This window comes from Cupriavidus sp. 2KB_3 (assembly GCF_052115685.1).
GTDB classification, from domain to species: Bacteria; Pseudomonadota; Gammaproteobacteria; order Burkholderiales; family Burkholderiaceae; genus Cupriavidus; species Cupriavidus campinensis.
Map to the genome: position 1 here is coordinate 136,352 of NZ_JBFRHD010000012.1, position 10,725 is coordinate 147,076.

The 10,725-nt window shown below is 61.6% G+C and carries 14 protein-coding genes; all 14 read right to left on the reverse strand.

Annotated elements, in window-relative coordinates; genetic code table 11:
* Nucleotides 1–1,419, reverse strand: a complete 1,419-nt coding sequence (locus AB4120_RS14860) for a hypothetical protein (RefSeq protein ID WP_441642497.1) — start codon at nucleotides 1,417–1,419, stop codon at nucleotides 1–3.
* Complete coding sequence (locus AB4120_RS14865) at nucleotides 1,419–1,805, reverse strand: hypothetical protein (protein WP_441642498.1); 387 nt, start codon at nucleotides 1,803–1,805, stop codon at nucleotides 1,419–1,421. Before AB4120_RS14865 ends, AB4120_RS14860 begins: the two co-directional genes overlap by 1 nt.
* Before the next feature lie 146 nt (nucleotides 1,806–1,951).
* A complete protein-coding gene (locus AB4120_RS14870) occupies nucleotides 1,952–2,389 on the reverse strand; it encodes a hypothetical protein (protein WP_441642499.1) in 438 nt (145 codons plus the stop codon).
* A 47-nt stretch (nucleotides 2,390–2,436) separates the two neighbouring features.
* A complete protein-coding gene (locus AB4120_RS14875; RefSeq protein WP_441642500.1) occupies nucleotides 2,437–3,531 on the reverse strand; it encodes a phage capsid family protein in 1,095 nt (364 codons plus the stop codon).
* Nucleotides 3,532–3,539: 8 nt separating this feature from the next.
* Entirely contained in the window at nucleotides 3,540–4,283 is a 744-nt protein-coding gene (locus AB4120_RS14880) for a hypothetical protein (protein ID WP_441642501.1), read from the reverse strand.
* Nucleotides 4,284–4,307: 24 nt separating this feature from the next.
* On the reverse strand, nucleotides 4,308–6,413 hold the full coding sequence (locus tag AB4120_RS14885) for a portal protein (protein WP_441642502.1): 2,106 nt from the start codon (nucleotides 6,411–6,413) through the stop codon (nucleotides 4,308–4,310).
* Between the two features lie 17 nt (nucleotides 6,414–6,430).
* A complete protein-coding gene (locus AB4120_RS14890; RefSeq protein WP_441642503.1) occupies nucleotides 6,431–7,930 on the reverse strand; it encodes a terminase large subunit domain-containing protein in 1,500 nt (499 codons plus the stop codon).
* Nucleotides 7,931–7,985: 55 nt separating this feature from the next.
* Nucleotides 7,986–8,525, reverse strand: coding sequence for a terminase (locus AB4120_RS14895; RefSeq protein ID WP_441642504.1), 540 nt, complete (start codon nucleotides 8,523–8,525; stop codon nucleotides 7,986–7,988).
* A gap of 136 nt (nucleotides 8,526–8,661) precedes the next feature.
* Nucleotides 8,662–9,060, reverse strand: coding sequence for a hypothetical protein (locus AB4120_RS14900; protein ID WP_441642505.1), 399 nt, complete (start codon nucleotides 9,058–9,060; stop codon nucleotides 8,662–8,664).
* A 16-nt stretch (nucleotides 9,061–9,076) separates the two neighbouring features.
* Complete coding sequence (locus AB4120_RS14905; RefSeq protein ID WP_441642506.1) at nucleotides 9,077–9,349, reverse strand: hypothetical protein; 273 nt, start codon at nucleotides 9,347–9,349, stop codon at nucleotides 9,077–9,079.
* A gap of 2 nt (nucleotides 9,350–9,351) precedes the next feature.
* A complete protein-coding gene (locus AB4120_RS14910) occupies nucleotides 9,352–9,552 on the reverse strand; it encodes a hypothetical protein (protein ID WP_441642507.1) in 201 nt (66 codons plus the stop codon).
* A gap of 234 nt (nucleotides 9,553–9,786) precedes the next feature.
* Nucleotides 9,787–9,999 carry a hypothetical protein gene (locus tag AB4120_RS14915; protein WP_441642508.1) on the reverse strand — a complete coding sequence of 71 codons (213 nt, stop codon included), beginning with the start codon at nucleotides 9,997–9,999 and terminating at the stop codon, nucleotides 9,787–9,789.
* A gap of 95 nt (nucleotides 10,000–10,094) precedes the next feature.
* A complete protein-coding gene (locus AB4120_RS14920; protein ID WP_441642509.1) occupies nucleotides 10,095–10,433 on the reverse strand; it encodes a hypothetical protein in 339 nt (112 codons plus the stop codon).
* A 55-nt stretch (nucleotides 10,434–10,488) separates the two neighbouring features.
* On the reverse strand, nucleotides 10,489–10,725 hold the full coding sequence (locus tag AB4120_RS14925) for a hypothetical protein (protein ID WP_441642510.1): 237 nt from the start codon (nucleotides 10,723–10,725) through the stop codon (nucleotides 10,489–10,491).

Below are 10,725 nucleotides of genomic sequence, written 5' to 3' on the forward strand. Positions count from 1 at the left end.
TCAGGTGCCAGACGTGCCAGTCAGAAAGCCGCCCTGAAATGCAATCTTGGCCTTTGCAGCGGTATAGACGCGGAACACGCGCCTGCGCCCACGCCCCAGGCGATTCCATTTCAGCCGCTTCCAGTACTTGCCGACCGGGCCGAGCGAGCGCTCCAGCGAACTGCCAAATGTCGCGCCGCTATCGTTCGACCACGACAGCCGGACCATAGGCTCTGGATCGTCCGGGTTGCCGACTGCGGCCTCTACGTCGAGTTGGAAGTCGGTGTAGACGTATTGGCGCCCATCTGCACCCATCTGCGGGAAGTCCTTCAGACGCGGGATTGGCTCACCGTCGTCGGTGTAGATGTCCATCGACATCCTGTAAATTCGTCCGTCCTCGAAGTCTCCAACAAGGCTCATGCCGTCGTGGTACACATGGCATTGAGTGCGCTCGCGGGTCAGCGAGTTGTCAGGCATCCGATACGCCCGCTCGTGCCATTGGCTGGTCAGCACGTCGAATGCCCATGTCTTCCCAGCAGTCGGGAACGTCAGCACATAGAAAGCGTGCTGGCCGTCCTGATATGACCAGGCAATGGCGTCATCGACGCGCTCGTATTCTCCAAACTCGGCAGCGATGGCCGGCGTGCTGATGATTGCCGGCTGGTAGTTCTGGGCGCGGAACACGAGGCGCCCACCGTTCTCACTCTTGCCAAGCCAGTAGATTGTGTTGTCGAGCGCCTTGACCGAGTACTTTGCCTCGCACCCGTAGTGGTTGAACCCGGACGGGAAGCGCGCAAATGGCAAATCTGGGTCGCTGCTGGAGGAATAGACCTCCAAGGTTGTTTCCCCAAGGAACCACAGTTCCCGGTGGTCCGCGATCATGGAAATGATCTGATCCGGCAAGCCCTCTGCCGAGGCAAACGACAGCGGGTCGATGTTCAGCGACAGCAGATCTGTCCAGAAGAAGACCTGCGTGTCGGGCTGGAAGAACACCAGCCGCTGGTCAACATAGGCCACGAACGCTGATCCAAGCCAGCCATCGCCCGTCATGACTCCCGTCGCGAGCGTCTTGATATTGATCGTCGGCGCGACCTTCGTGCCATCCACGAACACGGCGTTCACGCCGTTGTCCGCAGCATTTACGATCCCGTCATCCGTTCCCATGTCGGCTACATAGACCCACGAGCCGGACGAGTACCGATAGACCTGGCGGCCACGCACGGCCATCAACATCCCATTGCTCGTGCGGTACGTGCAGCGGATGCCACCAGAGCCTGGAACGGTGCTCCAGACCTCTTTGCCGGGCGTGCCGTAGAACGTCACCGGCTGGGGCGCTTCCTGCGGGTTCTGCTCTGGGTAGAGATTCACGCAGCGCTGGCCCTCGGCGATGATGCTGCGGGCGACGTAGGAAGCGATGAGAAGCGGGATCTTGCTTGCCATCAGTAGAACTCCGCCTCATCACTGCGACGGCAGTTATGGATGGTGCAAGTGCCGTTGTGGCAGCAACACTGCGTGTTCTTAGGTACGTAGTTACCCTTATTCAGAATCACCATGCCGGCATTCCACAGTCCCGGATCGGCCTGCACTTCAAAGTCCGCCGAACAGAGGAAGCCAGCCATCATGGCGTACGCTTCCTTGGCGTACTCTGGCATGTCAGACCAGTCCCATGTGCGCTTTTTCTCGTACTGGAGCAAGTCGTGTACGACATTCAGCTTTTCCTCGGCTAGGTCATTGTCCTCGGCGGACGGTGTTTCGCCGGCGGCGATGACCTTGATCTTGCGGAGCGTCCGCAGGGCCATCGCCTTCCGGTACACGTTCGTCGTCATGATCATCGCTCACGGAAAAGTGGGAATTCGCACGCAGCTTGTAAGCCACGGCCTCATCAACGGTGACCGGAACACCAATGGGAAACACCACGCCCCGGAACGTGACTTGCTCCGGGTCGTGGCGCCCTTCACCGGTAAAGGTGACATCAGGCATTGGGGGGCAGGAAAATCACGGTCACGGCGACAGTGCCCGTGGTGGCGCCGGTCGCGGGAGCAGCCTTGACGAGCACGTCAACCGTATCGTTGTCGGTCAGCGTCAGCGGCGCGGCGGTGGCAGCGCTGGAGCGCACGACACCGCCCGTCTGGCCGATGGTGGATGCCTGGACGAAGTAGTCCGGGTCCACGCCGTAGCCGACATCCAGCGTGATAGCCGGCGAGCCGCCCGTGTCCAGATCGGTCACGTTGACGATCACGTCAAGGATCGTCGCCCCCTTGGGGATGACCGGGCTTTGGATCACATCGTTGATGACCAGTGCAGCGGCCAGCGAAAATACACCGCATACCGCCTTGATGCCGTGGCCGTCACCGATGCCCGGCACGGCATTGGCCGCGCCCGTGTTGGTGGAGTTGAAAGTGGTTGCCATTTCAGGTTCCTCGAATCAGGTGGGAGAAGGCCCCGAAGGGCCATTCATCAGGCGTCGGCGACCGCGGCGTTGTACATCGTGAAGACGCCGTGCTGGATCAGGTCATCGGTGTCGCCGGTGCCCTTGCCGAACAGCAACTTCTCGATGCCGCGAATCTCTTGCAGGCCAACGCCGTTGCGGAAGCCGTAGTCGCGGACATCCGTGGTGGTCTTGGTGCGCTGCGCCCAGGCCACGCCAAGCGCTTGCGCACCGACGAGGAAGTTGGCGCCGACCTGGATGCCGCCGGCGCCGACGCCTGCCAGATACGGGATTTCCGGGATTTCGCGGATGATCACGCCGTCCCACACCAGCGAGCCTCCGGTGAAGATCGGGTTGTCCTTCATCCCGTTACCTTCCCGGGCACGTGCGTCGCGGTTGGCTTGCTGCATCGCCGTGTCCAGTTGCAGGTCACGGAACGCCAGCGAATTGGCGAACAGCACGTACCATTCCTCGTCCTCGTTCAGACGGATCGGGCGGATAGCCGGCGATGCGGCCTGCGCGCGACGCTTGGCGAGCGAGATCGTGGCGGTGGACAGCTTGTCCGCCGTGTTGTCGATGTTCGCCAGCGACGCCGAGTGATCGTTGCCGCTGTTATTGCTCACCGACGCGCCGAACAGCACGCGGTCAGCGTTGTCAGCAAGCCACGCATCCTTCTGCGCTTCCGATGCCGAAACATAGGCAACGCCATTGATCGAGTAGAGCGCGGCGATGATCTGGTCGCGCATCTTCTCCATGGCCCACAGCTTGAGCGCCATGCGGCCAGCGTCACGCAGCTCGATTGCCGACTTCTGTTCGTCCCAATTGGTGACGACTACGGCGTTGCGCAGCGGGGCGACCGTCACGGCCATGGAGCGGCTGTCGAGTTCTTCCTCGTTGCCTTCCAGCACCTGATTGCCGGTCACACCAGCGCCGCGCAGCTTGCGAACGTTGGCGAAGGTGACCTTGTCACCCGGCTTGCGGGTCAGGTCGTCCTTCAGTTGGATAATCGAGTTTTCGTCCGTGCCCATGTACCGCTTGAAGCGGTTGTCACGAACGTACTCCATGAAAAACTTGTCATCCCATTGCTGGGGCGTCAAGCCGGTGCGGGCGGTGGTTTCTGCCATGATTTACCTCAACGAGATTTCAGAATGGATTCGAGCGACGACGGCCCGGTCCACGCCGGCGCGGTGCGCGTGGCGGCGGAGCGAGCAGTAGCCAGGGATTGGGGAATCTGTGCGGTGGGTGCGGCAGGGGCAGCCGGAGCAGGCGCGGCGGCAGGCGTCTGGCCAAGTTCGGCCATCAGCTTTTCGCGCAACTCCTTCTCGAGCTTCTCGCGGTAGGTCGTCGGGTTGTCCCCGATCTCCTGCATGAGCTGGATCTTCTGCGCTTCCTTGTACATCCAGTCCCACGGATGGGCCTGCCGTTGCAGTTGCGCGGCCAGCGCAGGGTTCGCCTGTGCGGCCTTCTCGAAGATTTCGAGCTTCTCGTCTAGGTCCGTGTAGTCGCGGCGCGCGATCATTTCGGACATGTTGAAGCGCTCGTTCAGCACCTGTGCCTGTACGACTTGCATCGGATCGGCCGGCTCTTGGGGCTCCTGCGGCTGCTGTTGGGCTTGCTGGCGGCGGTATGCCTCCATCTCGCCTTCCAGGCGCAGTGCCTTTTCCTTCCAGTCCTTCCGCTGCTTCCGCTCAGCTTCCAGAGCGTCCAAAGGAACGGTTTTCGGTTCTTGTGCGGCTGCCGGCGGCGCAGCTGTTGCTGGCGCTGGTTCTGCGGCGGGTTCGGCCGGGGCCGGTTCCTGCACAGGTTCCTGCGTCTGCGGTTCGCCCATCGGCTCGTCCATCGCGGAGTCGCCGTTCAGCACTTGATCGAGTTCCATCTTTCGCTTACCTCAACGCCCGATTCAGCCCGGCGGCAGCCCAACGCCCGAGTCCCCGGCGGCGGGGCCGGGAGGAAGCCCGGCGCTTTCTTGCGGCAACAAAAAACCCGCTTCGGTGGGCGGGTTCTGTTGCATCTGGTCGATGCCTTCCATGGGTGGCGGCTCAGGTGGAGCCTGCGGAGGCATGGATAGCTGCGGTTCGTTCGATGGAAGCAAATCTGGGCTTTGCAGCGCCTGCATCACGGCCTGCGTGGCAAGCATCACGATCTGCTCTGGCCCGATGCCGCCATTGACGGCTTGAATGCGTTTCGTCTCGGCGTCGAATGCCTTGATCTGCGCTTCGTACATCGAAAGCTTGTTCTGTTGGCTCTTATCGTCAGCCTGCTGCTGAAGGTCGTTGAATTTCTGCCCGAGCTCCTGCAACTGCTGCTCGAGTTGCGCAACCTGCGGCGACTTCTTACCCTCGCCGCGCATCTCTTTCAGGATCGCGTCCTTGTTGCGCAGGCTCGACGCCTCGACAATCGCGTCTGGAGGGATCGGCAGGCCCTTGGAGGCCAGGTCCGCCAGTTGGGCGAACTGCTCCGCCTGGATCGTCACGACATCAGCGCCCTCTTCGATGATGATGTCCACGTCGAGGCCGGAAATGTCGTTCTCCGTGCGCACCACCTCTTCAAGTCGCGGGTCATTCGGTTGCAGCCCCATCTGCTGGACGAGCTGGTCGGCCTTCTGCGGGTCCATCCGGCTCAGCTCTTCTTTCAGCGTCACCGGGTGATTCAGACCAACCCACTTCAGGTTTTTGTCGCTGTCTGTGACACGAATCCACTTCTCGCCAGTCCAGAATTGGCGCACACGCAGCCAGACGGCCTGGTAGATATCGCGCGTCCACTGGCGCAGGGAGTCCATCTGCGGTTCGATCTCGACCGAACCGCCCTGCTGCTGCGCCTGGATGGCACGCCCGGACTGGTCGCGCGGGTCTTTGCCGGCCAGTGCCGCATTCGGCCCGGACGCCTGCATCTCGATGGTGGCCTGCTGCAACATTTGCAGGTTCCCGGCAGACATGTCTTGCGTCGAAAGAATCTCGAAATCCAACGTTGGATTGACTTCGATGATGCCATCCGGTTTAGCCAATTCCGTGCGCGCCTTGTTCACATCGTCTACGGCGCCGCGCTCCAGCTTCACCTGGCGCATGTTCATCAGGTGCAGGGCCCGGCTGCGACGCTTGTTGATCTCGTCTTGCAGCGAAATCAGGTCGCGCACGGAGCCGTAGCGGTTGTTCTCGCGGTCCATGTAGGCCGACCGCATGATCAGCGAGCAAGCCGACTGGCCGTATTCGTCCACGTACGGAGACCGCTGCGGGTCGATCAGAGCACCGCCCTTTGTGTACGTACAGACCCACCATTCGCCGCGTTCCTGCCAGTGGATCTGGACAATACGCACGCGTGAGCGGCGGTTGTCGCACCACATGAAGCGAGGCCGGTCGTCATAGGTGTCCGAAAGCGAGACTGACGCCAAAGTAGATTCGATGGCATCCTCCCGACCAGGGAACTGCGCATAAGCGTCTTCCTTGTCCATCCAGATGACGATGCCCTTGTACTTGGCATCCGAGAAATCCGGCTTGCGCGAGTGCGGGTCATAGAACAGGCGATCCCACGGGACGTACTGGATCGACACGTCAACGCCAGACGGATGCTGCTCGACAACAACGTCGGCACCGCCATAGCCCTCGATCAGCAGGTTTTCGTACACCTGCGAGCGGACCTCGTCAAAGTCGTTCTGGTCGGCCACGAAACGCAGCGAATCTGTCGCGGCGTCCGCCATGTCAGTGTGCTGCGGCGTGCGCGGGTACGCCTTCGGATCACTACGCTGGCGCCGCTCGTAGCCCCGGAGGAACTCGACCTTGCGCTTGATGTAGTTGATCGTCAGTGCGGGCTGTTTGCGCTTGCGCAGAATGGCCAATTCCTCGCGCGTCCACTGGTCGTTGTCGTAGTAGTCGCGGTCGCGCTCCGCCAGTTGACGTGCGTCGTAGGTCTCGTTCTCAGCTTCCTCGAACCAACGGCACAGACGAGGGATGACGTCGTCACCCATGCCGTAGCTATCGACGCTCTGCGCGGCGCGATCAGCTTCAGCCATGGGAGCGCCCCGCCGGATCATGAAACCTTCCAGCTGTCTTCATCGTCGTCGTTCCTGTTGAATGCTCTGTCCCACCTGTCGCCAGATGGCTTTTTCTCTTGCGGCGGAACGATTGCAGGATGCGCATCCGCCAGGGCTCGGCCGATTAGGCTTGCTGCATCGACCTCGTCATCGTTCTTGCCGGCTGGGAACTTTAGGTACTGCTCGATCACGTCGTCGCCTTCCGGCCCTTCCGGAATCCATACGCGGCCCATGGACGCCATCGCCTGAAACGCCTGTGCTTTGACTTGCTTGTTGCTGCCGTGTGGCGATATAGGCTCGATACGGCATGCTTGGCGCTCGGCTCGCATCTGCTTCGCCACGAAGCCAGCCACCGACTTCCAGTTGTTGTCGTCCTCTGGGAACCACGCGAACGGCTTGTGCTTCTCGAGAAGGCCTTTCTTCGCCTCGGCCCGCACGCCGATCACACGCTCGGCCAATGAGTCCATCTTGATTTGCCCGCGGAAGCCGTCGAGCATGTACAGATCGCCCTCCGGATCAACGCCCCACACCCGCACGCACTGGTAGTCGCTGTCCGCATCGCCTTGCGGCGCGTGGTCGCTGGTCATGTACCGGTGCAGGTTCTTGGGCTGCTCGCCCGGGCGATAACGCCGGAACCAGTCGCGCTGGAAGTACGTGCCATCGTCTGGTGACGGCTTCTGCTGGTACAGGCTCGACCAAGTGCGCTTGTTGCGCTTGAAGGGCTCCCAGTGCGCCAGGCTGAACCATTCTGGCCACAACGTTTCCCCGATCTTTCGGCCGAGTGGATCATCGATACGGTCGGCTATGGCCGGCAGGCAGATCACGTACCAGCGCCGCCCGTCTCTGCCGTCAAACCATCCAGATTCTCCGTCCCAGCCTTCAGGCAGAATTCGTCCCGCTGGATCAGCCTCATGCCACCGCGTCAGAATCATGACTTGCGGCGCGCCAGGAATCAGGCGCGAGCAGAAGTCATCGATGTACGCATCCCACGTCTTGTTGCGGATCGTCTCCGACTCGGCAGCTTCGCGGCCCCTGATCGGGTCGTCCAGAATGCCAAGCGCCGCGCGGTTTCCGGTCAGCCCGGACAACAAGCCGCCTGCCATGTACTCGGAACCATTCGACAGCGCCCATTCGTCCGCCGCCTTTTGGTCATCCTTAAGGGATTCGCCCATCAGGTTGTAGAACGACTTCGACTGGATCAACTGTCGGGCGCGCCGCCCTTGCTTTTTGGCGATATCGCTCGCGTAACTGGCCAGGATCACGTTGCGCCGAGGCTTGCGCGCCATGAACCAAGGCACAAACACCACATCGCTGTATGTCGATTTGGCGCTACCCGGCGGCATCAGCACCATCAAATTAGGAATCGACCCGTTCTCGATCCCCTGAAGCTTGCCCAGCAGCAGCGCGTGGTGCATAGCCAGCTTGTCCAGCTTCATCACGCTGAACGCGTCTTCGTCGTCTTCTTCCGTCAGCGGTACGGTGGGGATGTCCACCATGCACGAGAAGTCCGTGAGGCTGCGGCGCGCCAACTCACGGCGCGCGGCTATCACGTCATTCGGCGTCAATCGGGATAGAACTGATTGCACGCAACTGCTCGTCATTAAGGCTCGAGACGTCCAATGTATGGTGGGACTGAATCGGCCCACCATCGGCGCCAACATGCTCGGCGGTCACCTTCTCGCCGTACTTCTTCGGGTGCCACTTGGCCAGCAGCTTCAGGCGCGTTTCCACCTGGAGCCGACGGTGTCCGAGCATGTCGCCGCGCTTTTCCTTCGTGTCGCCGTTCTTGTCCGTTTCCGTCTCGACCCCTTCGAGCGGGGTATCCGCGATGCGCAGCGCTTCCTCTGCGATAGCGTCAGCGCCGATTACCCGTGCGGCCTCCATGCGCTGGGAAAACTCCGGGTCGGCAGCGATCCAGTCATAGACCGTGCGCCATTTCGGCATACCGGGCTGCTCGCGGCAAATCGTCTGCAAGCCAGTGCCCTCGGCGATCAGGTCACAGATGCGGTCCTGCACCGCCCGCTTGGCGTCGCCCTCCAGCACGAGCGGCGTCGGGCCGACCGGCTTGTTGGGGTCGCGCTTGCGGGGCATTTCATGACTCCAGAATGAAAAAACCCGCCGAAGCGGGTGGGGAAACGACGGGTCAGCGCCGTGGAGGAGACAAGGTGGCTGAGACACGTATCTCAGCTTTCCCGAAATGCTACTAAATCACTTGAATTCCTGCGGGTTAATCGACTACGGCCAAATCCGCAGTGTTCTCCAGATGCACACGTTTGATCGTGGCGCTCAACTTAACGGCGCGGCGAGCGAACCTGTGCAACCGGTCGTAGAACGTGCGTTCCCCGATCCCGAGCGTGGTCCAGATGGCCTTCACGGGGGTGACACCGTGGAAGTAGTACAGGCTGAAACAGATGGCCGATTCAGGGTCTTCATCGGCCAGACCGTGGATTGCCATGTTCAGGAAGCACATGTCCGGGTCCATCGGGCCGTCCGGCTCGCGCGGGGGCCGGGTGCGCGGCTGCATCTGCGCCAGGATGTTCTGCGGCACCGGGGGCGCGAAGTACTTGCGCGTGAAGCTCCAGTACGCCCAATGGTGGCAGTGCAGTCTCAGTTCCTGTTCGTTCATGTCTTCGCTCCCCGTCTCAATCTTCCATCAGCAACCGGATGGTGTCGTTCAACACCGACATTTCGTCCTTCTTCAGCACCTTCCACATGCGCTGCTGGCCGTGGATTCCGTTGAATGCCCCGCGATGGCAGTCAGGGCATAGCGGCAGGCTGGTCCACCACATGCCCTGCTCGATCTCGTGCGCCTCGGATGGGCCAGCAGCCCCGCAGCAGCCGCAGTCCATGCCCTTGATGCGGACGATGTGCTGCTGCTCGGCTACGGTCGGCTTAGGCTTGTTCTTGCTTTGCATGGCTACCGCCCTTCAGCCCACACAACCATGGCGGCGAGGCACTGGATGACGAGGCCCAGCGCCCACGTGATCATCTGATGAGGCAGCCTGACCGCCCAAACGAAGGCGATCAGCACCACCAAGACCAGCGTCACAATCAGCCCGAGCACTCGCATCACCACCCCCGCATGACGAAATAGAAGGCCAGCCACGGCCAGAAACATATCGGCATCACAACCTCATTCTGGTGAGGGCCTGCGCGTGCGCCATCGCTGTCAGCGCCACTGCACGCTCATAGGAACAAGTCGCCTCGTAGTGGTACATACCGGTGTCTTTTCCGTCGTAGAACATCACGAGATCAACGATTCCGCCCTCACGAACTCGCGCAGCCAGTTCCTTCGAGATGATTGGCGAGGTCCGCGCGCGGCTTGCCGTCGATCGATATCAGCCCCATCGCCCTACTCCACATACGGCGCCTTGGCGCCAGCGTTGACCCACTGGTGGCGCGCCGGGGTGGCCTCGCCGTCCTGATCGACATACCCTTGCGGCTCGGCCAGCGAGTCGTCCCGCTCGATGTCCACCTCCCCGATGCGCCCGGCTGCGTCGAAGCTCCAGGCGATGACGAACGCGGCGACGACGGCGAGGATGCTGAAGATTCCGATGGTGTCCATGGGGCGCTCCTGTGTGTTTGGAGCCCGTTTCGTGGGCCAGACGGCGACATGCGGCAACACGTTGCACCGATAGCCGCCATCAGGCGGGCATGGAATCAGATCTCTGCGCGTTGCAGAATGCTTTCCAGCCGGCGACGCGAGGTGCGCAGGCGCTCGACTAGATCGCCGAGCTCGCCACCCAGCGACGTGTGATACGGCGTATTGCCCACGCAGCTCTCCCCGACAGGCAAGGTGGGCTGCAACACTCGACCGAATCGTGCCTCGATGCTGTCGATGTAGGCCGCGATCTCAGTGGCCTCGCGGCTCAAGGATTCGACCATGCCGATGACCTCGGGCTGGCGCGGCTCCGATCCGCTCGGGATTGCGCTCCCATAGTTCGAACCCTGTTGCGCTTGGTACGCTTGGTACTTCTTCTGAAATTCAGATATGTCCATCTGTATTCTCCTTACATCGTTTAGGGAGTAAAGCCGATTTACAGCGGATTGGCTGTCAGCCGATGCGGTGGACGATCGCTCCGGCGGCTCGGGCGTACACCCTGGTGCGCTCCTTGTCGCCCTGATGCGGCGAATATTTCGAGCGCATGGCCCGCCGGGTGGCTGCCCCGTAGATCGATGGCGACGCGATACCCCAACCCCTGGGGACCATCGATTGCGTTGGGATGCCCGCTCCACCAAGTGCTGCGCCGATACTGGCCATTGCTGCTCCTACAATCGTGACTGCTTTCAT

Bases quoted from the DNA above. Each gene is read 5' to 3' on its own strand.
- AB4120_RS14860 (WP_441642497.1), bottom strand. From the start codon at position 1,419: ATGGCAAGCAAGATCCCGCTTCTCATCGCTTCCTACGTCGCCCGCAGC.
- AB4120_RS14865 (WP_441642498.1), bottom strand. From the start codon at position 1,805: ATGACGACGAACGTGTACCGGAAGGCGATGGCCCTGCGGACGCTCCGC.
- AB4120_RS14870 (WP_441642499.1), bottom strand. From the start codon at position 2,389: ATGGCAACCACTTTCAACTCCACCAACACGGGCGCGGCCAATGCCGTG.
- AB4120_RS14875 (WP_441642500.1), bottom strand. From the start codon at position 3,531: ATGGCAGAAACCACCGCCCGCACCGGCTTGACGCCCCAGCAATGGGAT.
- AB4120_RS14880 (WP_441642501.1), bottom strand. From the start codon at position 4,283: ATGGAACTCGATCAAGTGCTGAACGGCGACTCCGCGATGGACGAGCCG.
- AB4120_RS14885 (WP_441642502.1), bottom strand. From the start codon at position 6,413: ATGGCTGAAGCTGATCGCGCCGCGCAGAGCGTCGATAGCTACGGCATG.
- AB4120_RS14890 (WP_441642503.1), bottom strand. From the start codon at position 7,930: ATGGTGGACATCCCCACCGTACCGCTGACGGAAGAAGACGACGAAGAC.
- AB4120_RS14895 (WP_441642504.1), bottom strand. From the start codon at position 8,525: ATGCCCCGCAAGCGCGACCCCAACAAGCCGGTCGGCCCGACGCCGCTC.
- AB4120_RS14900 (WP_441642505.1), bottom strand. From the start codon at position 9,060: ATGAACGAACAGGAACTGAGACTGCACTGCCACCATTGGGCGTACTGG.
- AB4120_RS14905 (WP_441642506.1), bottom strand. From the start codon at position 9,349: ATGCAAAGCAAGAACAAGCCTAAGCCGACCGTAGCCGAGCAGCAGCAC.
- AB4120_RS14910 (WP_441642507.1), bottom strand. From the start codon at position 9,552: ATGTTTCTGGCCGTGGCTGGCCTTCTATTTCGTCATGCGGGGGTGGTG.
- AB4120_RS14915 (WP_441642508.1), bottom strand. From the start codon at position 9,999: ATGGACACCATCGGAATCTTCAGCATCCTCGCCGTCGTCGCCGCGTTC.
- AB4120_RS14920 (WP_441642509.1), bottom strand. From the start codon at position 10,433: ATGGACATATCTGAATTTCAGAAGAAGTACCAAGCGTACCAAGCGCAA.
- AB4120_RS14925 (WP_441642510.1), bottom strand. From the start codon at position 10,725: ATGAAAGCAGTCACGATTGTAGGAGCAGCAATGGCCAGTATCGGCGCA.